Below are 25,227 nucleotides of genomic sequence, written 5' to 3'. Positions count from 1 at the left end.
TTCAAACACCAATAAGCCAAGTCGGCAATGGCGTATCTCTTTAGGTTTTCCCAGTAATCTATAACCCCCATGGTTAGCAATTAAGCACTAGCGCTTATACCTTTGCGGTATGCACCTTTTTTAAAATACCTATGACAGGAGTTTATTAATGTCATTTACCCATTTAGGGCTCGCTGAACCTTTATTGAAAGCTATCGAAAAACGTGGGTTTAGCACACCATCACCTATTCAAGAGAAAGCCATTCCTGAAATATTACAAGGCAGAGATGTGTTGGCCGCTGCACAAACGGGAACCGGAAAAACGGCGGGCTTTGGTCTTCCTATCTTACAAAGGCTAATGTCGGGACAGCCGGTATCGGGCAACAATATTAGAGCGCTTATTTTGACGCCTACCCGCGAGTTGGCCGCCCAGGTCGAAGAAAGTATTCAGGCATTTAGCGAATTTTTACCGCTTAAAACGGCCGTCGTTTTCGGCGGCGTCGGTATCAATCCTCAAATGATGAAGCTTCGTAAAGGGGTCGACGTATTAATTGCAACACCTGGCAGGCTACTCGATCTTTACCAGCAAAACGCAGTGAAATTTTCTGAGCTAGAGGTTTTGGTTCTTGACGAAGCCGACAGAATGCTAGACATGGGCTTTATTCACGATATTAAAAGAGTGCTTAAACTATTACCTAAAGATCGTCAAAGTTTACTTTTCTCTGCAACCTTCTCAGAAGAGATAACGGCACTAGCGAGAACAATTACTCGTGATCCGGTAAGCATTTCTACTGCACCTGCAAATACGACAGTGGATGCAGTAGAACAGCATTTGGTTACTATCGATAAGTCTAAAAAAACCACCGCACTTATTTGCTTAATAAAACAGCAGAAGTGGGAGCAAGTATTGGTGTTTAGTCGCACTAAGCATGGCGCAAACCGAATCGCCGAAAAGCTCACTCGTTCAAAAATTCCAAGCGCTGCAATTCACGGAAACAAGAGCCAAGGCGCCAGAACGAAAGCGCTCGCTGACTTCAAAAGTGGTGAAATTAAGGTTTTGGTTGCTACTGATATTGCCGCCCGTGGTATAGACATCAGTGAGTTACCGATAGTGGTAAACTTAGACTTACCGAATACAGCCGCTGACTATGTGCATAGAATTGGACGTACAGGACGTGCAGGAGCAAGCGGTCAGGCGTGGTCGTTTGTGTGTGTCGATGAACTGCAGAACCTTAAAGATATTGAAACGCTGATTCAAAAGCTGCTTCCTAGAGAAACCTTAGAAGGTTTTGAGCCTCAGCAAGCCGTTCCACCAACCACGTTGTCTAAACCAAAGAAGCCTAAGAAACCAAAGGCTGCTAAGACGTTGATGGACGATGAGAATAGCCAAGGTGAAAAAAAAGCTCGAAGCAGAAGAAGTGGGCAAAACCAAAACAACAAGGCAGGAAACAGTGGTAATCGCTCGGGTAATTCGAGCGGTAGGTCGAGTGCGGGTGGTAAACCTGCGAGACGCAGAAGCGCTGGAGCTGAAGGTAGTGGCGCGCATCGCTCGGCAAATCGTCGAAATAATTATTCTTCAAGCCAGAGCAGTGCTTCAAGCACTAACTAGCCAACAGCTCGTTTATCTATTTGAAGAGCAGTAAAAATCAGTTCTGCTCCCAAGAAAAAGGGTTATAGTGTCTAAGCGCCGGTTTCGTGTTGACGCCATTATCACCCTTTTCACCCAACGTTAGCTCTGCGCGTTTAACCAAGGTTCTTTGAAGCTCTGTTCGATAGGTTTTAGCCTCTTTCCAAAGTGCATTTAAACCTTCTGGTGTATTTCCATTGAGATCCTCAACAAGCAATGGACCTAACTTATCGTAGGCACGTTGAAGCCTTGCCGCTTGCTCTTTGTTGTAAGAGACTTCCTCATTTGTTGGTTTCCAACTAATTAACTGCGCCTTTTGCATTTCTGTCATTGCTGGATAGCGAGAGAAGTAAGCAAGGTAATCGTCTAAATGAATGCTATCAGCATTCCCCCATATATCCATAGATGTTCTGTTCAATAACGCGCCTGAACTAGGTTCAACAACCATGACCGTTGGCGTAGCGTAATAGTTGGGATAGGCAAATCGCTCTGTAATTTTTCTTCTGTCTTCAAGGGTTCCAACGTCAACAAATACGGTTTCATAGTGAGCCCGTAAAATAAGATCCATTTCCGGAGTTGAAAAACGCTCTGCGAGGCCAGTGCTGTCATGACACCATTGTGCACCGAGCACAACGAGCAACAGTTTTCCTTGTACTACGGCCCTTTCCTGAGCACGCACAACGTCTTGAAAAGGGTTAGGGGAGGGAGTGTAAGCGTAAGGGCTAGGTTCTTGGGTACTCACACAACCCCCAAGTAACGCAATTAAGGCGATAGTCCACATCATTAATAATCGAGGCTTAACAAAGCGAACAAGGCGGGTGTAAGACGAAGCGTTAATCTGAAAAATATACATACGGTTGTCAAAAAGTCTGTGAAATCAATGACAATGTAGCACAAGTAACCAAGAAAAAATCGGTTATTAAGCGTGACAAATTACCGCTCTATCCAAGACCCGTTCAAAGAGCGATGGGAATTAGCTTCATGTGGTGGTACTGCTCAATTCAATCCAACTCATTGTCTTGGGATGGATAGGCAGATATTGGTCCCTGAAGATGAACTGCTTTCGATATTAATGCTACCGTTAATTAGCTTGGCTCGCTCCTTTATTGATAATAAGCCGAGGGAAGGAGCATTGTCCGGGCGGTCGGTTGGGAAGGCAAAGTGTGAAGAAGATGCGGCTGTTATGTGAGCGGGAATACCTTTCCCGTTATCGCTCACGCAAAACGTTGTGTTCGCTTCTGTATAGCTAATATTAATACCAAGACGTGATGCATTAGCGTATTTAACACTGTTCGATACCGCTTCTTGTATAATTCTGTAAATATGAATTTTTTGTTCTGCGGTAAAAGTAAAAGGTGAGCCTTTCACTTCAAATGTATAGTCAATATTTGATCTTTTTAGCGTGGACACAATAGCAGAGCCTTGAATGACCGCCTCAATAGGAAGTGTGTCGATGCCCGAGGGACGCAGGCTTCCCAAACTTTTTTTCATAGCTTGGTACAATGCATCTATCTTGTTGAACAGTGTCTCTTTGTCGGCAAGCGCTTTATTGAGTGTTAGCTGTAATTTAAGGTCGACAATGCGATGACCAAAATCGTCATGGAGATCTCGAGATAGCCGTTTTCTCTCATCTTCTTGTAGGCTTACTAATTTCGACGAAAGGGTTTGGGCGCTATTCACAGCCCTTTCCAGTGCCTCATTTTTATGACTCAGTACCCTGTTCATTTCTAAAGATTGACTAATTGATGCGCCTAGAATCAAGCAGCTAACGCATAGAGCAATAATATAAAACTGATGCTCCAGTGGAGGAAGATTGCTTTGGCTCGCTACTACAAAAGCCGTTAGGCCTATCAATAGACAAGACAGTGCGCTGCCAAGTACAGCATAGCGATAGGATAAAAATAGTGCGGGGAACACCGCGAGGTATTTAACCTGATAGCTAATATTGGTACCACTGCTATACGCATAAACACTTAACAGCAGAAAGAGAAGCCATGTACCGACAATGGCGAACAGCATGTTTCTCTCCCTGTATTTGGTCTCTTTTGATAGCAATGCAAATAATATAGGGCAGAGCACAATGATACCGACAAAATCGCCCAACAAAAAATCAAACAGAATGGGTAAAAAAACTGAAATGTCGGTTTGGAGTTCGAGTGCCCTTCTACCGAGAAAGGTGGCACCGAGTAGTGCACTAACTAGTATGCCAAAAGCCAGTGTGGCAAGAGTGCTATTCACACTATCGATATATGGCGCTCTTATCTTCCGTCTAAATAGGTAAACGCTTATACATAGTAACGCGGGTGAAATGACTAAATGAACTAAATACCATCCAAAGCTGCCGCTTAAAAATGCGGTATTGTCGAGAATTCCGCCAGGGTGAAACAAAGCTAAGTGGGTGAGTTTTTCTGCCAAAACCAGCATAGGCCAGCTTTGTAAAGGAAACATTAAAAAAGCAGCTAACCGAACGCCAGCTGGCAAATACCAGCTAACCGTACCGGAAATAATTTCAAACTGCGTACTGAAAAGCCAGACACTATGAAATAGAGTGGTATACGCCAATCCGATAGCTAAAAATTTAACGCTGATAAAGTCCTTTAATTTCATTAGTTTTCTTTGATAAGCACATCATCATTAATCACATCAGAGACGTCAAGATAGCCTGTTTCAAGTGCAATTCTTAGCAGGCCAAACTGAGAAGTTACGTTGAGTTTTTTATAGATATTGGTTCTATGAACCATCACAGTTTTAGTCGCAGTATCAATATGATAGGCAATTTGTTTAGGTTGAAAGCCCTTCGCGAGAAGTAAGAAAACTTCTTTTTCTCGTTCCGTAAGAATTGAGGTTAAACACTTGTCGCCGAATGCTAACTTTTTACTTAAATCAGAACTTAGGTAGTTTTCGTCTTTCTCTAGTGATTCCAATGCATCGATTAACTCTTTGGTTGCCGCATTCTTTGTAACGTACCCGTCAGCGCCAAGTTCAAGTGCTTTACTGATATAGCCTACGTGTTCATACATACTCAACATCAGGCATTTTACATAGGGAGCCTGCTGTTTAATTTTTACCAGAGTATCAAAGCCGCTTCCATTTACTAAGGATATATCCAAGATGGCAACGTCAATTTCTTCAAACGTAGCGTAAGAAGGTAGCTCTTCTAAAGAGCTAACTGCATAAGATACATGCCACCCGTACTCTTGCTCAATGAGTGTTTTAATTCCGTCTCTAACAATTTCATGGTCGTCAATGATAAGCAGGTGCATAACAATATGGTGTTGTACTGAATACCTTGAGTGTACGTCGAATTTGGCTTACTGGGAATAAGCTAATGGATTAGAGGGGGCTTTGGATAACGGCCATAAAAAAGCCGGCCTATCCTTGGCCGGCAATTGCTTAACTTTTAAGATTAACTCTGTACAGAGTTAAACTCTGATAAAACGTTAATTTTATAGGATCTGCTACAGGTTAACTGATACAGGCGCTGAGCAAGCTGATGTCTCATCACATACCATATAGGTATATTCACCAGGTTGAACACCACGGCTTCTGTCGCGGTAACGTCCAGTGTTGCTCACTTCTTCAAGCAGTTCACCGTTGCGATAAATCATAACAGTATCGGCCATTGAGCCGCTGTACGAAAGATCAACGCGAAGCGAACCGAAGCGAGAAAGCATGGCGCGGTCAATTTCTGCAACAATATTGCTATCTGAAACGGATACTGTTTCTGTTGAAACGCCAGTCTGGCCTTCCGAGTCCGTTACGGTAAGGGTCACATCATAAGCTCCAGTGCTTGCGTAAATATGAGTTGGGTTTACTTCCGTTGATGTCGAACCATCGCCAAAGTCCCAGCTATAGCTGACAATGTCGTCATTCACATCGTTACTATTGTTGGTGAAGCTAACTGATAAACCAGAAGCGTCATAGGTAAACGCAGAGTTAGGCGGTGTTGGGCCTACTTCGCCAATACCTGTGACTACGATACTCCAAGTGTTCACAGTACCGTTATCACCGTTAAAGGTGTCAAGTACGTTCAAAGTCCAATCGCCAGTTGCTACTTCACCGTTAAAGGCATCTGTATTATAGCTTTCAACAATATCATCTGTGCTGCCGCCTTGATTCTGGCGCAGAACGGTAGTGGTACCCTGAGGAGAGGTGAGTGATAACACAAGGTCACCGCTGTAGGTATGCGTGATGTCTACCGACGCTTGCATGCCAAAGACCGTCAAATCATCTGGCACGTTGATTACAAGATCTACACCTACGTCATCTGGATCTTCTTCGTTAGGCAGTGTTGGAACTGCATCGCCGATATATGCGTATGGGAAATCGTTCAAGCCCTGCGGGTAGACATAAAGGTTTGCCGACTTGGATTTTTCAATCTCACCACTTACCCCATTAACGGTAAAGCTATAAGCACCCCATGGCGTTTCTTCAGATGTCTCTACCGTCAATGTTACTGTATCTCCGGGCATTGCCGAGCTTGCACTTAAAGAAGCTAAATCACTTGGCTCAGCAAGTGACAACTGAACTTCCTCTTCATAGCCAGCAATTGAGCCAACTTCAATAGTGAAGGTATAGGTCTCACCAGCTTCAATTTCAGCTGAACCTGGTGAAATACCTAGCTTGAAGCCAGGTGTTGGGTCGGCCTCTTCAAGTGCATTTAACACATTTAATCGATTGCCAGATACTGTGCGGCCGTCAGCCCAAAGACTGGTTTCACCAGTAGACATCAACAGCTCTTTCATTTCAGATGGCGTAAGCTCAGGGTTTAGCGACCATACTAGTGCTGCAGCTCCTGCAACATGCGGTGTTGCCATTGATGTACCAGAATACGCCGCATAGCTGTTGCCCGGTATTGTAGATAAAATTGCGGTGCCTGGCGCGGCAATATCCACCGTTTCTATACCGTAAGAGTAGCCGCTGTCTCCGTCAGTTCGTGTATGACTGGCTACGGCCATAACGCTATTAGTGGTGGTAACGTAGTTAGATGGATAGTTGTCTACATTGTCGTTATTAGAGCCAGAGTTCCCCGCTGCTGCAACAAACAAGATACCTGCTTGGCCTGCAACTTCGATAGCCGTTTCTAAGGCTTCACTGTAGCCGCCGCCACCCCAACTATTATTGGTTGCTTTAATATTAATGCCGCGGTTTTCTTTAAGATCGGTAAAGTAGTCAATACATTCGATAGCGCCTGCAGTTGAACCTGTACCGTCCGCACCCAAGAATTTACACGCAGCGATAGATACATCGTGATTTACACCAACTACACCAATACCGTTGCCACCTACAGCGCCAATCGTGCCCGCTACGTGGGTACCGTGAGAGTCGTCGTCCATTGGATCGGTATCGCCATTCGCGGTATCAATACCGTAAACGTCATCGATATAACCGTTGCCATCATCATCAACACCGTTACCGGCAATTTCGCCTGGGTTAACCCATGCGTTATCTGCAAGGTCTTCATGATTGTAATCAACACCGGTATCGATGACACCGATCACTACATCACTATCACCGGTTGTGATATCCCAAGCTTCTGGCGCATCAATGTCGACGTCAGCAACACCGCCAGCTTGGCCAGTATTGTTCAAGCCCCATAGGTCACCGTAAGATGGGTCGTTTACTACCAATGCTTTACGATATAAAAAGTTTGGCTCTGCAATCTTGATTGACGGATTCTTTTTCAAAATCTCAATGGCATCTTTGACAGACTTACCGCGAAGTTGAAGTTTGGCTATGCGACCATCTAAAAGATTGGCAAAACGGTCATCCACTTCATCGCGGTTTGCATCGCTTATGCGTGCGCCCACTGACGAACGTGCACGCATTTTTTCTGTTTTACTTACGTTTTCTTTGTACACAACGATAACGCTGTCGTCGAAAATTTCGGCTTTTGCTGCGTGTGCGTGGCTAGATGCCATTAGCGGTAATAGGGCTAATGACAATGCTGAAAGGCCTGTTTTAAAAGGCTTTGTTTTCATAATTAGATTCCATAATTAGCAATTGTGCTTCAATCACGAAATCTTCTCATTCGGTCTGATATAACTAACGGTTAAAACTTATAACGTAAATTTCAAAACCTGCCACTCCAAAAATGCAAATAGCTCTAAAAATACTACTTAACCACTAGAGAAAAACGGTTAATGCTTGTCAAACTAGTACTTAATTATTAGGCCCTGCTTACTTGTCAACGGCTTCTTATGTCGACGTTCGTGTAATTTGAATACTTAAGATATTTATTCTGTTGAGACGTGGTCTTACCATCTCCCACTTTGATGTTTATTTTCTGAGAAAACTAGTACTAAGGTATTACCCTAAAACGTTGGATTGCGAGCTAAAGCGGTGATGCCGATATTTAATCTGTAATAAATACAACTTAAAGGTGATGGATTCTCGAAGCTTAAAGGCGTTTTATAGAGAGGTCACCTTTGTTGTTATTCAAGGAAGCCGTCGTTCTCATGGACAAGAAGTTAAAGGTTAAAAAGCACCAACTTGTTAGAAACCTAAAAGCTATAAAAACGGCTAGGTTGTTAGCTAAAACGGTATGCACTCTTCTAACCGTAAATACTCCTGTCTTTGCGCAACAGTCCGACTTATCAACAAGCTCCGACATGGTGGAATCTTCTCTTTCAATGAGTCTGAATGCCCAAGCGATTACGATAGACGATGAAACGGTCTTCATTGCTGTCAGTCAGTTTGGGCTTAACAACATAACTAACATTATCCAAAGCGGCAACGGCGCCAATCTATCTAATGTTGTTCAAAACGGCAGCAATAACGAAGCAATCATCACGCAATTAGGTGAAGGCAACGTTATAAATTTGCTGCAGCAAAACAACAACAATTATTTCGAAATTATCCAAGATGGGTTCGACAATGTTGCTAATGTCAATCAATTAGGTGAACAGTCTTTTACTGTTTATCAGATAGGGAACGAAATGGTGATTAACATCACACAATATCAAGAATGATGTGATTGCCATAGGGAGACAAATGTGAAAATGAAAAGAACAAAAATAGCGAGTGCATTACTTTTAGTCGCAGCGACAGGATGGGCATCCGCTCAAGAAATTCCAGCGAGTAAATCAGTAGATTTCAACGCTTCTGCAGATTTTGTTGCTGCAGCAGAGGGGAATGAAATTACGCTAACCCAAACGGCACCAGAGGGAAATGAAGTAGGCAATGAATCTGTTTTAAGTCAAGAAGGTGATTTGAACGCAATAGTCGTAGAGGTAACGGGTGATGCTAACGAAGTACTAGCATCACAAATGCAGTCGGGCAATACGTTCTTCGCAAGTGTTACGGGCGACGGCAACTTTTTAGAGTCTGAACAAGACAGCATAAACAGCGTTGCAGACGTTGTTGTTGAGGGTGACGATAATATGGTTTCGCTTGTTCAGCTAGGTGACGGCGGTCCGATCGGGTTTATCTTCAATCGTTCGATAAACAGTGTTTCGGGCAGCGGCAATACGCTGTCAGTGTATCAAGGCGACGGTGGAAACTGGGCTAACAATGCTATTTCTGGAAACGATAACTCGATTTTTGTTGATCAAAGCGGCGAATGGCATGAGTCGTATGTTCGCGAACTAAGTGGCGATGCTAATGTTTTAGATATTATACAGGACGGCTACTACAACGTTTCTGATTTAACGGTTATCGGGTCTGACAATGAAGTTGAAATTGACCAAGATGGCGATAATAACGCGATCGGTTGGACGATGACTGGCGATGGCAACGTGCTTGAATTTGAACAAGACGGTGACGGCAATGAAGTCGCCACAGGTGTGTTCGAAGGCTCGGGTAACGAAGTGAATATAGACCAAATTGGAGACGTTAACTTAGCTACGGTTGAAACAATTGGCGGACAGGCGAACACGTTTGAAATCAACCAAGTTGGCGAAGGAAACACCGCTTATGCTGGCGTTATTGGCATATTCAACGAGTTCGATTTAACTCAGGTGGGGGATGCCAACGAAATCAGTGCTGTAAACTTTGATGGCCTGTTCAACACAATTGAAATTGAGCAAGACGGTGACGCGAACTTAGCATTAGCCCAAGCCGGTATTGGAGAGGCAACTTATTTTGCAGATGCAAACGTGATCGAAATGTCTCAAGAAGGTAATGAAAATATAGCCTCAGTAGAATTAGCACGTGACATTGCATCAAGTGGTAATGAAATCATGGTTGCTCAAACAGGCGACCTTAACTTGCTAGATTTGCTTGTTAATGGCAACGATAACGTCATCAGCGTTATGCAAGAAGGCGTTGGAAACTGGGTAACAGACGAAACCGGTGGCCAGTTTGTTATTTCAGGTGACATGAACACTTTTGAAGTCACGCAAATGGGTAACGACAACTTAGTTACAGGCAGTATAACCGGCAATGGCGGCACAGTGAGTGTTACGCAAGTTGGTGACTACAACGTAGCTACTGTTGTTCAGATGTAAACATATAGATGTAAAAGTGAATAGCCGGGCGTTTGCCCGGCTGTATTCCGCACAATGAAGTATTCATATTGTTTCTTTCTTACCGCACTGCTTTTCAGTGTGTTTATTTCTCCGATTCACGCAGAAGAAATTCGGTTAGGGGGGCTATTGCTAGATAACAGTATAAGCCGCCAAGGCCATGAATTTGCCTCGCGAATTAGTCAGTACTGGCGGGAGGTTCCCGACAGTTCGGGTAAAAACCTGGTAGTTAAAGAAATCATAGTGCCTCAAGCAGGTACGCTACTTTCTGTAATTTATGACAATAAAGTGGTTTACCAAACATACATGGGACGTAGGCAAGTTCCGATTGATGAGAAAGTACAGCAAGCTATCATGTTGGTTTTAGATGCGGTGGCAAATGCGAGTATAGACAGTAGAAGCCCAGATTTAGCAGGGGACGAATGGTAATGTCAAAAAGGACAACAATTACTTTGTTAGCAGCGACCGCGCTGTTAACGTCGGTCACAACACTAGCCACTGAATTAGTTTATGAACCAATAAACCCGTCTTTTGGTGGCAACCCGCTCAATGGCTCGTTTTTATTAAGTAAGGCAAACTCACAGAATGCGCATAGTGCACCACTTAGTGAGCGTTCTTACGATGAGCGACTGCAAGAGTCATTAGAAAGGGCCTATATCAACCGAATTGTTCGTGAAATTACAGATATTGCTTTTGGTGAACAGGAGTATGACGAAGACGGGAATCCAATAGACAGTATTTTTAACCAAGACAGTATATTTGTAAGTGGAGACTTTCAGGTAGAGCTTATCACGAGCAACCCTGACAGCATCATCGTTAACATTACAAACCTTTTGACAGGGGAAGTCACTGTCGTAGAAATTCCACGGTTTGGGTAGGGAAACACATGAGAAGTACCGTTTTTATTTTCCTCGCATTAGCCCTTACGGGTTGTCAGTCCATTACTAATACTCTGCCGCCTGACACTACAGCTGCCGATGTTATTAGAGACAGCGCCACGCTGTCAGAAGTGAAAAGTTTACCGGCGCCTATGGGGCAAATTCCGGTATCGGTGTACGCGTTCAGAGATCAAACTGGACAATACAAGCCGAGTTCAGGTGCCAGTTCGTTTTCTACTGCGGTCACCCAAGGTGCCACATCTATTCTTGTTCAAACCCTAAGCGAAACATCGTGGTTTTTGCCTGTAGAACGTGAAGGTCTTCAGAACATTCTTACCGAACGCAAAATAATTCGAGCTGACGAAAGTAGCGGTGGGGATTTGCCACCATTGACCACCGCTAGAATTATTATTGAAGGCGGCATTATTAGCTACGATACAAACATTCGTACCGGGGGAGCTGGTGTAGAGTATTTTGGTATCGGTGCTAGTGAACTGTTTAGAGAAGATCAAATTTCTATTTATATGCGTGCTGTTGATGTTAGAACAGGGCAAGTACTAGTGTCGGTTTCAACCTCTAAAAAGGTGTTAAGCCAAGAAGTTAGAGCTGGGCTATTTAGATATGTGTCACTAAAGCGTCTGCTTGAAGCAGAAACAGGGTACACGACAAATGAACCTATGTTTGAGTGTGTAAAGCAAAGTATAGAAAAAGCGGTCACTGAATTAGTGCTACAAGGAATGGAAAAAGGAGTATGGCGCGCTAAAGCATAGGCGCCATAATCTTGCCGATCACTCTAGTGATTTACTTGCTGGGGCTGGCTACACTGATAATCAAACCACTTGATTAACTCGACACGATTTCGACATTCTGTTTTTCTAAATATACTATATACGTGTGTTTTCACGGTATTAACGCTTATATGAAAGCAGTCTGCAATTTCTTGATTCTGTGCGCCGTCAGCAATTTTGCGTGTGATTGCCAGTTCTCTTTTTGTTAATACAGTCGTCGATGACTGTAGCGCGGCAATGGTTTTTGTCTTAGATACGAGATTAGCATCGATGTAACGACTCATAACCTCACGGCTAAACCACTTATTACCTGCCTGTACTTGCTGTACTCCGCGAACCAACAATTCAAGATTATCTTCAATGTGGAAAATACCGTTTATACCATGCTGAATAGCGGCATAGTGAAAATCGAGGTCAGATTCAGATACGTTGAAAATTACCTTATTTAGATCTGGATAATTATTGATAACGGGGAGGCTTAGCATAGCCTTTTGGTCGCAATATCTTGCGTCAACAAAAAACGTGCAAGTGTCATTTAATATACTTTTGGGCGGTGCGACTACTCCGCTGGTTACCTGAAATCCGCATGAGGGTAAAATACTGAGAAATCGTTCGTAAGCCTCATCCTTTATTTTACTTTCACCAAAATTATTTCTTGTAAGTACGAATGCTTGATGTGACATGAAAACTCCTTTTCGCGTTATTCAACCTTACGAACTATGTGGAGGCTTTACAATACTGCTCTGGTCTTATGTGAAGTAACAAAGCGTAACAAAATGTAACGACAAGGTGTTTTTGGTGAAATTAATCTGAAAACAATGGTTTAGTTTGTTTTTTTGAAAGGGACCTACCTTGTTTTCATGAGCAAAAGCGACGTTATCTAAGTTGGTAAAAACAGTCGCTAAATGAAAACGTTAACCTAAATAAGAGCTAAAGTAGTGCTTTGGAGACAAGGCTAAAGAGACAAATAAAAAACGATATAAAGGCAATTCAAAACAATAATTACCGAATTAAATATAAGTAAATTTTATCTAGAAAAAACGTTTGCCCCCTTTGTTAAAAATGGCGTTAGTGTATAGTTCATCACCAAGTCAATTCTTCCACCCTTTAACACAGAGAGAGCCATGACCGTAAACGTTGACACACAGTCTTTGATTACATCTATGCGAGATGTAGTGGGGCAAGCCTATTTGTTAACTGATAAAGCTAAAAAGCAGCCTTATACCAAAGGGTTTCGATTTGGCGCTGGTGAAGCACTTGCAGTAGTGCGTCCCGGAACATTGGTTGAAATTTGGCGAGTGCTCAAATTATGTGTTGAGGCTGATGTTGCGGTAATTATGCAAGCTGCAAACACTGGTCTTACAGGTGGTTCTACACCAGATGGTAAAGATTACGATAGACCATTAGTTATTATCAGCACTATGCGGATTGATGATATCCAACTCGTAGACAGTGGTAAGCAGATAGTTGGTCTAGCGGGTAGCACCCTTTTCGGGTTGGAAGAAACCTTGGCGCCGTACGGAAGGGAGCCTCATTCAGTAATTGGTTCATCGTGTATTGGCGCCTCGATTGTTGGCGGAATTTGTAATAACTCAGGTGGCGCTTTGGTTAAGCGAGGCCCTGCTTATACCGAGCTGGCGCTCTTTGCGCAAATCGATGCGAACGGCAATTTGTCGCTGGTAAATAACTTAGGCATAAATTTAGGCAGCGAACCTGAAGAAATCCTAAGTAACCTTGAAAATAAACATTATAAAGATACCGATGTAATGCACCCTGATGCCCGGGCGTCTGATAATGAGTATGACGAGCGAGTACGGGACGTAGATTCTGATACTCCGTCCCGTTTTAACAATGACGGAAGAAGACTACACGATGCCTCTGGGTGTGCCGGTAAACTTGCTGTGTTTGCAGTAAGGCTAGACACGTTCCCTATTCCTGAAAAGAAACAAGTATTCTATGTTGGCTCTAACGATGCCGCCGTATTCACAAAAGTACGTCGCGACATTCTTTCAACATTTAAGAACTTGCCAGACTCTGGTGAATATCTTCACCGCGATTGCTACGACGTATCAAAGAAGTACGGTAAAGATATGTTTATCGTCATTAGCAAACTTGGCGCAAAGTTCATTCCTAGGCTTTTTGCGTTTAAGCGCAAGTTCGATGCATTTACCGATAAGTTAGGCTTTTTACCCAACAAAATGTCGGACCGCGTTATGCAGTACATGAGCTATGTATTCCCTAACCACTTGCCAAAGCGCATGGAAGAGTACAGAGATAAGTACCAGCACCACTGGATTTTGGAAATGAGTAACGATGGGGTGGACGAAGCCAAAGCCTACCTCGATGAGTTCTTCAAAACTAACGAAGGTGGATATTTTGAGTGTACAGAGGAAGAGGCAGACAAAGCCATATTACACCGATTTGTTGCTGGTGGTGCAATAGGTCGCTACCACGTAATGCACAGTAAAGAAGTGGGAGCCATGATGACGATTGACGTTGCGCTGCGCCGCAACGATCCAGATTGGTTTGAGGTGCTTCCCAAAGAAATTGACGATCAAATCGATACTAAACTGTACTACGGTCACCTTTTTTGCCACGTCATGCACCAGAACTACGTGCTGAAAAAATGCGCTGATGCCAAGCAACTGAAAGGTAAAATATTAGAAACCTTTGATGCAAGAAGCGCTGAGTATCCTGCAGAACATAATGTTGGACATGAATATTTTGCCAAAGACGCACTTAAAAATTTCTATCGTGAATTAGACCCAACTAACAGTTTCAATCCAGGCATAGGTAAAACTACTAAGCTCAAAAATTGGGCAGAGCATGGCGGAGGTTGCTGCAACGGTCACTAGGTAAGCTTTTCAAAAACTACCTCATTTACGTGTCGAAATTGAAGGCCATAAAATTAGAGCAAGGTTTTATGGCTCTTTGCTTGTTATCAGTTTTCAAGGCTGAAAGTCAAGCGAGGCGAGACCAAGATCACGGATTGACTTTGCTCCACACAAGGTCATTGCAACATGCATCTCCTGTTTATAAAGGTCTAGCAAATTTTCCACCCCACGCTGACCGTCTGCTGCAAGAGCATAAATAAACGAACGCCCCAGCAGCGTACAATCTGCGCCAAGTGCAATCATTCTCACCACGTCTAAGCCATTACGTATCCCTGAATCAACAAAAATGCTTAATTTATCTTTTACCGCGTTGGCTATAGCGGGAAGTGCTCTCGCCGTTGATAATACTCCGTCTAGCTGCCTACCGCCGTGGTTTGATACCACAATGCCTTCAGCGCCGAAGCTTAATGCGTCTTTAGCATCTTGTTCATTTAATATACCCTTGATAATCATTGGGCCGTCCCAAAACTCTCTAATCCATTCTAAGTCTTTCCAGCTGATAGATGGGTCGAAGTTTGCTCCTAACCAGCCAATGTAGTCCTCTAACATAGTCGGTTCGCCGCGATAGGCTGAAATATTACCAAGGTCATGTGGCTTACCAAAAACGCCCACATCAAATGCCCAGCGAGGATGAGTCATGGCTTGCAATACCCGTCGACTCGCCGCAAAGGGGCCGCTCATACCAGAGTGTTTATCGCGGTAGCGTGCACCTGGTACAGGCATATCAACGGTAAACACCAAGGTTTTTACACCCGATGCTTTGGCACGCTCCAGAACATTTTTCATAAAGCCTCGATCGCGAAGTACATATAGCTGAAACCACATGGGGCGCTTAATTTCTGGCGCAACCTCTTCAATTGGGCATACCGACACCGTCGACATTGTAAACGGGATGCCCTTATTTTCTGCTGCTTTAGCGGCTTGCACTTCCCCTCGTCGTGCGTACATACCCGTTAAACCTACGGGAGCAAGGGCGATAGGTAACGCTAGCTTTTCACCAAAAACAGTTGTTGAAAGGTCAAGAGACGACATGTTTCTGAGCACGTATTGCTTTAATGCTATATCGGCTAAGTCTGCTTCGTTACGTTTGAGCGTTTGCTCGCGATAAGCGCCGCCATCTATATAGTGGAATAAGAACGGGGGAAGCCGTTTCTGCGCAGCGCGTCGATAGTCAGTTGGTGATGAAATAATCATGCTAATAAATTAAAGAAACAAAGTGGGTAAAAATATAGCGTTTCTCGCCTTAGGGATATACGGCAACAATGAAATTTATCTTTTCCAAAAGTGAAGTGATAACGTGAGAGCAGGCGATTTAATTCTCTTTGCACAAATTGCGGAGATGGGCAGTTTTAGCAAAGTGGCAGAGGCGAACAACATTACCAACTCGGTAGTCAGTAAGCGAATAGCAAAGCTTGAAAAAGAGCTGGGAACGCAGCTTTTGTATCGCACTACTCGCAAACTCACGCTTACCGAAGCGGGTCAAGCTTTGAAGCAAGGCGCCATGAATGTAAAGGCGTCCACGCAGGAAGCTATCGACACAATTTCTGGATACAGTGAACAAATATCCGGACACATTAAGATGTCGGTTCCAACTATTTCGGGCGATTTACTGTTAGCCGATGCGGTAGCTGAGTTTTGTACCCTTCATCCAGGGCTAAGCGTTGATATGTCTCTGGATAATCGATATGTAAATTTAGTCGAGGAAGGGTTTGATCTTGTTATTCGAACGGGATATTTGGAAGACTCAAGTCTGATCGCGCGGCACTTTTTAGATTCCCATTGGGTGGTTTGCACATCGCCGGATTACATTAGACGAAAAGGCAGGCCCAAAGCACCTGAGGATTTGAGCTTTCACAACTGTTTGTTGTATTCCTACCACACATCCGGCGCAAGGGAGTGGGAGTTTACGTCGTCTCAAGGCAGTTTCACCATCACCGTAGATGGCGCATTTTCAAGTGACAATGCAGGGGCGCTTCGCAAAGCAGCTCTTGCTGGTAGAGGTATTGCCTACGTACCTAAATGTTTGGTATTCGAAGATTTATGTAATGGAACACTGGTCGATTTGTTTCCAGAGCGGGTAGGTAAGGTGTTAGGCGTTTATGCCGTTTATCCTTACAGCCGCCAGCCATCTCGAAAAATTAAGCTGTTAATTGAACATATCAGGCAGCGCTATTTATCTATGTCTGATTATTTTTGATAAGCCAACGCTATTGAGTGTTGGCGTTAAAGTAAAATTAGTCTTTAAATTAAATAACCAACTAGTAGAGTGAATTGTGGTGTTTATAGGGCTCGGTATTACTGAAAAGCCTTTCTTTCATAAGGTTATAGGGATATGTCATCACATTACCAGGTTGTGTTTTTGTAATGTCGAAAGCGTCGTAGAGTTCTCCAGTCAAGGTATATGAACGATACGAAAGAGTGTTCTCGTGTACTTTTATAGCTTGGTAAGTCGGCGTATTTTCTCCGACTCTTTCTAACGTAACATTGAATTCTTCGTATTCATCCCATCGCGTTTTCTTTAGTGGATAAGCTTTAGGACTGCTACTTGCCGTAACAAAAACACTATTTACATGTGTGCCCTGCTCGCTTTTTACACTCCCTCTAGAGTAAGCATGATCGTGTCCTTGTAAAACCAGATCAACATTGAATTCTGTTATCAATGGCAATAAAGCACTGCGAACTGCGGGCTCGTCTTGCCCCGGACTATTTAGTGGCATTCCACAGTTTGAAAATATTGGGTGATGAAAGGCGATAATTTTCCATTTTGCTTTACTTTCACTAAGTGTCTGTCTTAGCCATTTTGTTTGCATTGCGAATGCCGTCTCATTGTGCCTGATTTCCGTATTGACAATGAATACGTCGGTATTAGGGTAATGCAAAGTATAAGCTGTCTCTTGTAATTGATTTGATAACTCCGGAGAGGTTGGAAGCTTAAACTGATCTTGCCAAAAGCGGCTTAAAACCCACTGTTTTCCGCCATCGGTTAAATGCTGATGGGCATATTCATGGTTTCCAACCACGGGGACTACTGGAATTTCTGCGTGTATGAACTGCCCTGCAGAAAACCACTGCGCCCATTCTAAGTCCCTAGCTCCATGGTCTACAAGGTCGCCAGTATAAAGAGCAAAGTCTGCATCGGGCATCACCTTAAAGCCCTTTCTCAAGAGTGCTGGAAATTGTTCGCGCATGCCATTTTGTGCGTCTGAAAAGTACAGAAATCGTGTAGTTGAAGAGGAGGGGAGACCGGTCGTTTTCGTCATATACCATTCAGACCATTTACCTAAGTCTCCTCGTACTCTATACGCGTAACGCGTATTTGGTTTTAAGTTTTTAAATGTAACTTCGTGATATGCAACGTCGGCGAGGTGCGTGTTGTAGTGATATTGAGCTCTCTCTTGATTAACATTGTCTCTCGATTGCTCATGAACGTTAGAAGGTATTGAGTTACCTCTGCGCAATTCAGCGCGCTGTGTTTTTGCTTTGTAGGTTTTTGCACCCAAATCGAATCTGGCGGCTGATGTAACAGGTGCAATTTGGGCAACCGTAATTTCAACTTCTTCCGACGTGCGCCAATTAACAGAAAAGCTTTCACTAGGAAGTTGGGTAGGATTAAGTATAACCCTGTCAGGGTATTCGCTTGCTTGCTGCCAAATTGGTGTGCTAGCAAGTGCTATAGTAGGTATGCAACTAAGTAATAGTATAAGCACGAGATGCTTCATATCAATGCCTCTTGTGGGCAGACATCTGCAACCTGCAGATGCCTGCATTAGACTAGAAGGTAGTGCGAACGCCTACGCCGTATGTTGCTGGAGCACCAACGAGACGAGCACCTGCATTGAGTTCTAGAAAATATTCTTCATCAGTAATGTTTCGACCATATGCAAATGCGGTAAACCCGTTACCCAACTCAAGGTCCATATTGATATTAAGCAAGCGGTAATCAGGCACCGTATTGCCAGCACCTGCATTCAATCGGTTAGTTTCTTCGTCGTGGTAGGTATAAGTCAGACGAGTAGAGAGTAACCGGTTAGTTGCAACGAAAATGCTATGATTGAGCGAGATTGAATATGAAAGTTCGGGTGAGCCAGGCAACGGGTCTCCAACTGTATTTTGCACATCATCGACACGGTTAGATGAAAACTCCGTAATTTCTGTATCGAGGAAGGTGACAGATGAATTGAACGTTAATTGTTGGTTGCTATTGTTAAACAGCTGGGCGTTGAAGGAAGCTTCTGCACCACGAACTTCAGCCGCTCCAACATTTGTTCGTCCATTGGTGTCATTTGAAAGTCGAGTAGTTGCTTGCATTTCTTCAAAATCGTAAGCAAATAAGTCGACGCTAGCACTCAAGCTCTCGTCGGTATAACGCAACCCCAGTTCAAATGAATCTACGGTTTCAGAGTCAAATGGCTCAGTCTCTTCTAAAGAGAATATTGATGTACCATCAAAACCCCCTGCTCTGTATCCGTTGCCGATAGAGGCAAAAATATTCAGGTTATCAGAAAGGTAGTATTGGGCGGTTAGCTTACCTGAGACATTATTGTCGTCAAAATCTCTGTCCCAAGAAAACAGGCCAGGGGAGTTGAATACTTCCTCATATACAGAAGTTCCCCAAGGGTCTAAGTCTTGGTTGTAGCCTGAAAACTTAGCAGTATCTTGAGTATAACGAACGCCCGCAGATAATTTCAGGTCGTTGTTTACAAACCAATCAACGTTGGCAAACGTAGCAAAGCTGTTTCGAGTCTGACTATACGGAGAGGTGTACTGGGAGCGAACTGCGAAGCTTGTCCAATCGCTTACGAAGTCCACCGAGTCGCTGACATAGAAGACACCTGCGATCCAATCAATGTCTCCTCCTTGACTATCACTGAAGCGAATTTCTAAAGAGGACTGGTCAAGTGTTTCATCAAATGCATATTTGAAGCGAGGAAATGAGGTTCCGTCACCATTTCCCCCCATATTACGCTCACTTTCTTGGTAGCCAAATAGCACGTCTACGTTCAAATCAGTGTCTATTTGATGAGCTAATTCTCCGTTTACACCTTCGATATCTATAGTGTGTCTATAGTACTCATCCGCGTAAAACGCATATGGGTCGTCGTTTTCGCCTGCATTTCTGCTTATACCAGAGCCTGTCTCATTTTCCAAAGCGATACGATCGTATTGAAGTGTGTCGCCATTATCAGAGCTCATAAAGTAGCGCAAAGTTAAGTCAGTGTTGGCCTCGAAGGTATAAACCCCGGTTGCACGAAAGGCAAATAGGTCTTTATCACCAAACCCGTCTCGCTCTCCCGGATCGGTTACGGCCGGAATTACCCCCTCAAGCCCCTCTGGCACATAACCAGCGAACAGGCCCGCGCCCTTGCCGTTCATGTAACCACCACCTTGTTCAAATTTCGTAGCGATACGTACCTTTAAATTATCAGAAACGCTTCCGCCAAATGCAGCTTCACCCTGCGTATACTCGTAACTTCCGTACTCTACGCTGGCATAGCCTTCGAATTCGTCTGTGGGACGCTTTGTGATGGCGTTAATGACTCCTGCTGTTGTATTACGTCCGTAAAGTGTTCCTTGAGGGCCCTTGAGGACTTCAATTCGCTCTAAGTCGAACAAAGGCATGCCAAGATAAGCATTAGACGTTTGGTAAATACCATCAACATGTAATGCGACAGAGGGGTTGCCATTTGGTTTGTAGTCATCAGCCCCACCAATACCACGAATTGTAATGAAACTATTGTTGGCTCCGCCAAATGCAGAGTTAATTGATATGCCCGGCAGTGCGTCTACCAATCCTTTGAAATCAGTGACCCCCGCATCTTGAATCTGCTGTGTATTCAAGACAGAAACAGCCGCCGATACATCCATTAGTTTGGTGTCACGTTTTGTAGCTGAAACTACTATTTCGTCGATAGGTGCTCCATTGACAGCAGTGTCCTTTGGGGTAAGAGGCATCTGGGGCCCACGTTTCTTTATTACAAACGCCCCATTCGTTTGCTTGACGGCCTCTAACCCAGAATTGAAAAGCAATTTTTCAAGCGCTTCATCTATTTCATAGTTCCCATTTAGCGCAGGAGCTTTAATATTATTGACCAGTCGCCCAGGTGCGATGATCACACTGCCCGACTTGAATGAAAGTTGGTTTAATGCTGATGCCAAAGGAGCTGGCTCAAGTTCAACGCTTATGCTTTCTTGGGCAGCCGCAATTGCAGCGGTATTTAGTGACAAAGCTGTACAAATGGAAAAAGCTAACAAGTGTTTCTTTACACAACGCGACGATGTCATTTTACATTCTCCGGTACGGTCAGTGGTCTACTGCCGATTGAGTTAAAATTAAGTGTGTTGCAGTCGACTGTCGTAAACAAAGAGGCAAAGAGAGGAAATCTTTTTCAAAACTATGTCAGGTTTCATAAAACCTTCATGAATGTAACTAAATTGTTTGCGGCACTTTTGCATTAAAAAAGTACCGCTAACTGCTAATTTTCAGAATAGATGAATGTAATTGTGCTACTTGTTCTTACCATTTCCAGTGGATAAGCCGCAGGCAAAGAATCGAGCAATGTGTGAACATTGGAAGGGGTAACTATCGTGTTTATCGTAACAGCATCAGAACTAAAACCTTCAAGAGAAAGGGTTTGCTCTACATAAGGTTGTATTCGATACAAGAACTCTGTAATAGGGGTATTATTAAAAATAAGTTTATTGTCCATCCAAGCGAGTGTTTCTTTACCTGAGAAAGTCGTTATGCCCGTCATCGGTCCCCCAGCTAGCGGTGCAGAAACTCGTTCTCCTTGAGATAGGAACACAGGTGCTTCGCCTTTACCTGAGACTTTAACACTGCCCTCCACAACACTTACCCGAGTGGTTTTTTTGAAGTTATTTACATCTACTTCAAATTCAGTGCCTGTCACTTCTACAGTATTAACACCACTATTTACTATGAAAGGTTTATTGGTCATCGAGACAACATCAAAAAATGCTCTTCCTTGACTCAATTCAATAGAACGGGTCGTATCTAGCTCCGTATACGAAACACTACTTGTAGGACCAAGGGTGAGTTTGCTGCCATCAGGCAACGTAATACTCTTTATCTGTGCTGTTGTCGTAGAGTAAGCAAAGACTTGACTGGGTTGAGAAAATGATTGGTCCTGTTTATTTAGCAGAGTAATAACTGTAATAACTAAGGTCGCAGCGAACGCTACGAGCGCACCAACTTTCTTGTACAGCTCTTTATATTTGAGTTGGGTTGATTTGCCTGTTTCTAGTGTCGAATTTCTTTCGGTCTCATATGCAATAATGTCATCAGTAAAACCTGTTTTATCCCACATTTTAGCAATAGCTTTAAACGCGTTGCGATGACGTAGGGAATGGGTGTACCACTTGGTAAATGCTTCCTGATACTGATGTGCTAAGTCTTCATCGTTCATTAAAGTAAACCAATGAATGGCTTGTTCATTGATAGACTTTTCAGCATTAAGATGGGTGACGTTTGAATTCTGTTTCACGTTCTATCTCTTTGTTAGTTTTTCGCTAAGGTACAATCAATCATTTGTATCTACTGAGCTTGCGAGGATAACCAGTGCACTGTTAAGTTGCCGACATACATCGGCTATACTCCATCCAGTATCGTCAGAAATCTGTTGATAGGTTTTGCCTTCAAGTCGGCTTGCACTTACGATGTATTTTTGCTTTTCCGACAAAGTGCAAAACAAAGCCCCTAGTTGCTGCAAAGCTTGCTGTGAATGCAAAATTTTATCGGGCTCAGATAGTGACAGTAACTCTGATTCAAACGACTCTTCGTTACCGGGTACAACGTTCGCAATCCATCTATCTGATTTCAAAGAACGCAGTGTCAGGTTAATTGAAACCTTGTATAGAAACGCCTTAGGGTTTTCAATATGCTCGCGAGATTTCATCTTTGCCAGCTGGTAAAACGCGTCTTGCGCTACATCCTCAGGGTCTGGAGGACCTGAACCAAAAGTTTTTCTCAAGAAAGCGCATAATCCCTCCCAATGCATATGATAAAACGAAGAAAAATCTGACTTTTTAGCGGGCACTTTCGCCTTTGGCAATCCTTTGCGAGGGGAGGCTATTTCATTTTCTTGTTCACCAACAAAACCAACAGCGTGTACTTTAGATAACGTATTCACATTAATCCCAAACAAATATCTTTCGAAAAGCGGTGTATTTTGGAAAGGAGACTATGTTAATTACTAATTATTACAGAATTAGTGTATACGCCTAGACAAGCAAACAGTATGTTATTTGAGAACGTTCAAATGTCGCTGGAAGATAGATAGATAAATAAAACACTACGAACGCTCGCTATATGGAGAAATTGTTTAGTTAGCGCAGTCGGAATTTGAACATTCCGACTTCATACGCTTACACCAAGCTTGAACCGATTCAAACCTTCACAAGTAGAAAATATAAAGTTTGTTCGCATTACACAGGGTTTCAACTTACCTGTCAGTGAAAAGGGATTTGCTATGAAAGGCCAAGTAAACAACTCCACCATTCTTCTTCCTGTATTTCTCCCCGCCGTCGTCATTATTTTGCTTCTGGTGATCGGAACCATCAGCAACCCCGAACTTGCCGGCGAGGCCTTCGATAGTACATTGGCATGGATTACAGAAACCTTTGGTTGGTTTTACATGTTGTCGGTCGCTATCTTTTTGGTATTCATTGTATCGGTAGCATCATCTAGCTGGGGAAACATAAAGTTGGGGCCCGATCATGCAGAGCCTCAATATAGCTTTCCCGAATGGTTTTCCATGTTATTTTCGGCAGGATACGGTGTGGCACTGCTCTATTTCGGTGTGGCTGAACCCGTGCTCCACTATTCATCGCCGCCTGCAGGGGCCGCTGAAACCGTAGATGCAGCGAAGCAAGCCATGCAAATCGCATTTTTCCATTGGGGTTTTCATATATGGGCTATCTACGGGTTGGTGGGCTTGGTGCTCGCTTACTTTGCCTTTCGTCACGGCTTACCGTTATCAATTCGCTCTGCATTGTATCCGCTTATAGGCGACAAAATATATGGCCCCATCGGTCATGCTGTAGATGTATTCGCTATTCTGGGCACTTTGTTTGGTATTGCTACTACGCTTGGTCTTTCTGTAACGCAAATTAACGCGGGGCTTAACTACCTTTCCGGCGACATTCCTATCGACATTATGGTGCAAGTAGGCACTATTGCTATTGTGACTATCGCTGCAACTATATCGGTTATTGCGGGCATGGATAAAGGCATTAAGAGGTTGTCAATTCTCAATATGGTCCTGGCTGTATCGCTTATGAGCACAGTCTTTATTTTCGGAGAAACGGTTCATATCTTGGAAACTTTTCTGCAAAACACGGGGAGCTATCTCAACGGCATTATTGAACGTACTTTTAATCTTCAGGCGTACAGTCGTAGTGACTGGATTGGAAATTGGACCCTGTTTATATTTGGCTGGACCATTGCGTGGGCGCCGTTTGTAGGTATGTTCATTGCCAAAATAAGCCGGGGAAGGACCATCAGGCAATTCGTATTTGGCGTGATGCTTGTACCAACTATGTTTACTTTCCTTTGGTTTTCAGTCTTCGGCGACACAGCGCTTAACGCTATCATGAACCAAGGGGTGACAACGCTTATTAGTGATGTTCAGGAAAACGAAGCCGTTGCTTTATTTAAGCTTTACGACCTTCTACCGGGCGCATCAATCATGTCAGGCTTGACTGTGTTACTGATCATTACGTTCTTTGTGACCTCATCAGACTCAGGATCGCTGGTTATCGATTCTCTTGCTTCTGGTGGTAAAGAAGAAAGCCCGGTTTGGCAGCGCATATTTTGGGCGTGTTTAGAAGGCACGGTTGCCGCGGTACTTCTAATCGCGGGCGGACTCAATGCCCTTCAAACCATGACCATCGCCAGTGCCTTACCTTTCGCCTTCATTATGCTAGCGTCTGCAGTGGGTCTGTGGCGCGCACTTGTTATTGAGGGATATCGAAATAATAGTTTGACAGCGAACACGCTAAATAGAAACCATAGTCGCTCGACTAGCCTAAAAGGACGACTTGCTGCAATGGTCGATTATCCGAGTCGCAGCGAGGTGCACGAGTTTATCGATAAAGTAGTGATCACAGCGATGAAGGACGTGCAGGCTGCACTGAAAGCACGAGAGTGGGAAGCGTTCGTTAAGCTAGATGAGGAAACGGGAAGGGCCACCTTTACCGTAGAGCGTCATGATCATATGGACTTTATCTACGATATTCGCATGACCGAGTACCTTGTACCTGGCTTTAGTTACGCAGAATTACGTTCAGAAGAAGACGAGTCGGAGAAATACTTTCGCGCTGAAGTGTTCCTTCGCCGCGGAGGGCAAGCTTACGATATTTACGGATATGACAAAGAGAGTATTACTAAGGACATCTTAGATCAATTCGAAAGTTATCTGCACTTCCTCGATACCAGCCCAGGCGAACTGCCTTGGGAAATGGATGCGTATGATGACATGTTGACGCAGCCTAAAGAGTAAACAATCCGAAGAGTTTAAGAGGCGAGGGTTGAAGGGAAAGCAAGGCTGCTTTCCCTTATTTATCCCCTAATTAATTACT

Annotated in this window: 19 protein-coding genes; 9 read left to right on the top strand and 10 right to left on the bottom strand. The window is 43.7% G+C overall.

Translation table 11 applies throughout. The features are described from left to right. Window positions 1-148 precede the first annotated feature (148 nt). The gene (locus ACM0P2_RS16055) at window positions 149-1,588 is read left to right on the top strand and encodes a DEAD/DEAH box helicase (RefSeq protein ID WP_173359193.1); all 1,440 of its coding nucleotides are present in this window, start codon (window positions 149-151) and stop codon (window positions 1,586-1,588) included. Window positions 1,589-1,625: 37 nt separating this feature from the next. Here ACM0P2_RS16055 and ACM0P2_RS16050 read toward each other — a convergent pair whose 3' ends face one another. From ACM0P2_RS16050 to ACM0P2_RS16035, 4 genes are all read right to left on the bottom strand, one after another. Then, entirely contained in the window at window positions 1,626-2,348 is a 723-nt protein-coding gene (locus ACM0P2_RS16050) for a thioredoxin family protein (protein ID WP_236547197.1), read from the bottom strand. Between the two features lie 269 nt (window positions 2,349-2,617). After that, window positions 2,618-4,213, bottom strand: coding sequence for an ATP-binding protein (locus tag ACM0P2_RS16045; RefSeq protein WP_159120027.1), 1,596 nt, complete (start codon window positions 4,211-4,213; stop codon window positions 2,618-2,620). Further along, window positions 4,213-4,869, bottom strand: a complete 657-nt coding sequence (locus ACM0P2_RS16040; RefSeq protein WP_159120028.1) for a response regulator transcription factor — start codon at window positions 4,867-4,869, stop codon at window positions 4,213-4,215. Before ACM0P2_RS16040 ends, ACM0P2_RS16045 begins: the two co-directional genes overlap by 1 nt. Window positions 4,870-5,064: 195 nt before the next feature. Then, window positions 5,065-7,587 carry a S8 family serine peptidase gene (locus ACM0P2_RS16035; protein WP_173359192.1) on the bottom strand — a complete coding sequence of 841 codons (2,523 nt, stop codon included), beginning with the start codon at window positions 7,585-7,587 and terminating at the stop codon, window positions 5,065-5,067. A gap of 477 nt (window positions 7,588-8,064) precedes the next feature. Between ACM0P2_RS16035 and ACM0P2_RS16030 the strand changes: the two genes are divergently transcribed. From ACM0P2_RS16030 to ACM0P2_RS16010, 5 genes are read left to right on the top strand one after another with little or no spacing between them, the layout of a single operon-like run. After that, complete coding sequence (locus ACM0P2_RS16030; protein ID WP_159120030.1) at window positions 8,065-8,577, top strand: curlin subunit CsgB; 513 nt, start codon at window positions 8,065-8,067, stop codon at window positions 8,575-8,577. 30 nt (window positions 8,578-8,607) lie between these two features. Further along, window positions 8,608-10,053, top strand: a complete 1,446-nt coding sequence (locus tag ACM0P2_RS16025) for a curlin (RefSeq protein WP_159120031.1) — start codon at window positions 8,608-8,610, stop codon at window positions 10,051-10,053. A gap of 54 nt (window positions 10,054-10,107) precedes the next feature. Further along, window positions 10,108-10,500, top strand: coding sequence for a CsgE family curli-type amyloid fiber assembly protein (locus ACM0P2_RS16020; protein ID WP_159120032.1), 393 nt, complete (start codon window positions 10,108-10,110; stop codon window positions 10,498-10,500). Then, on the top strand, window positions 10,494-10,949 hold the full coding sequence (locus ACM0P2_RS16015) for a curli assembly protein CsgF (protein ID WP_173359191.1): 456 nt from the start codon (window positions 10,494-10,496) through the stop codon (window positions 10,947-10,949). The genes ACM0P2_RS16020 and ACM0P2_RS16015 overlap by 7 nt, the downstream gene beginning before the upstream one ends. A gap of 8 nt (window positions 10,950-10,957) precedes the next feature. Then, entirely contained in the window at window positions 10,958-11,719 is a 762-nt protein-coding gene (locus tag ACM0P2_RS16010; protein ID WP_159120033.1) for a CsgG/HfaB family protein, read from the top strand. A 23-nt stretch (window positions 11,720-11,742) separates the two neighbouring features. Here the strand turns inward: ACM0P2_RS16010 and ACM0P2_RS16005 are convergent, their stop codons facing one another. Beyond that, window positions 11,743-12,420, bottom strand: a complete 678-nt coding sequence (locus ACM0P2_RS16005) for a helix-turn-helix transcriptional regulator (RefSeq protein WP_159120034.1) — start codon at window positions 12,418-12,420, stop codon at window positions 11,743-11,745. 441 nt (window positions 12,421-12,861) lie between these two features. Here ACM0P2_RS16005 and dld point away from each other — a divergent pair, with 441 nt between their 5' ends. Continuing rightward, window positions 12,862-14,592 (top strand): D-lactate dehydrogenase, encoded by a 1,731-nt coding sequence (gene dld, locus ACM0P2_RS16000; RefSeq protein WP_159120035.1) that lies wholly within the window; start codon window positions 12,862-12,864, stop codon window positions 14,590-14,592. Between the two features lie 93 nt (window positions 14,593-14,685). Here dld and lldD read toward each other — a convergent pair whose 3' ends face one another. Continuing rightward, on the bottom strand, window positions 14,686-15,825 hold the full coding sequence (gene lldD, locus ACM0P2_RS15995; protein ID WP_159120036.1) for an FMN-dependent L-lactate dehydrogenase LldD: 1,140 nt from the start codon (window positions 15,823-15,825) through the stop codon (window positions 14,686-14,688). A gap of 103 nt (window positions 15,826-15,928) precedes the next feature. Between lldD and ACM0P2_RS15990 the strand changes: the two genes are divergently transcribed. Beyond that, complete coding sequence (locus ACM0P2_RS15990) at window positions 15,929-16,828, top strand: LysR family transcriptional regulator (RefSeq protein WP_159120037.1); 900 nt, start codon at window positions 15,929-15,931, stop codon at window positions 16,826-16,828. A gap of 61 nt (window positions 16,829-16,889) precedes the next feature. On the opposite strand, the gene ACM0P2_RS15985 is transcribed toward ACM0P2_RS15990, so the two are convergent. The 4 genes from ACM0P2_RS15985 to ACM0P2_RS15970 all read right to left on the bottom strand — a co-directional run bounded on the left by ACM0P2_RS15985 (window position 16,890) and on the right by ACM0P2_RS15970 (window position 22,778). Further along, the gene (locus ACM0P2_RS15985) at window positions 16,890-18,350 is read right to left on the bottom strand and encodes an FN3 domain-containing metallophosphoesterase family protein (protein WP_159120038.1); all 1,461 of its coding nucleotides are present in this window, start codon (window positions 18,348-18,350) and stop codon (window positions 16,890-16,892) included. A gap of 52 nt (window positions 18,351-18,402) precedes the next feature. Next, on the bottom strand, window positions 18,403-20,913 hold the full coding sequence (locus ACM0P2_RS15980) for a TonB-dependent receptor domain-containing protein (protein WP_159120039.1): 2,511 nt from the start codon (window positions 20,911-20,913) through the stop codon (window positions 18,403-18,405). Window positions 20,914-21,104: 191 nt separating this feature from the next. Next, window positions 21,105-22,133: a FecR family protein gene (locus ACM0P2_RS15975; RefSeq protein ID WP_159120040.1), complete on the bottom strand. Its 1,029-nt coding sequence runs from the start codon at window positions 22,131-22,133 to the stop codon at window positions 21,105-21,107. 36 nt (window positions 22,134-22,169) lie between these two features. Further along, complete coding sequence (locus ACM0P2_RS15970) at window positions 22,170-22,778, bottom strand: RNA polymerase sigma factor (protein WP_159120041.1); 609 nt, start codon at window positions 22,776-22,778, stop codon at window positions 22,170-22,172. Between the two features lie 339 nt (window positions 22,779-23,117). On the opposite strand from ACM0P2_RS15970, the gene ACM0P2_RS15965 reads away from it, so the two are divergent. Beyond that, window positions 23,118-25,148, top strand: coding sequence for a BCCT family transporter (locus ACM0P2_RS15965; RefSeq protein ID WP_159120042.1), 2,031 nt, complete (start codon window positions 23,118-23,120; stop codon window positions 25,146-25,148). Window positions 25,149-25,227: the final 79 nt, after the last annotated feature.

This window comes from Alteromonas sp. OM2203, assembly GCF_048517045.1.
Lineage (GTDB): Bacteria > Pseudomonadota > Gammaproteobacteria > Enterobacterales > Alteromonadaceae > Alteromonas > Alteromonas gracilis.
Note: the sequence above shows the minus strand (reverse complement) of the source record. Positions and strands in the feature narration are given on the sequence as shown.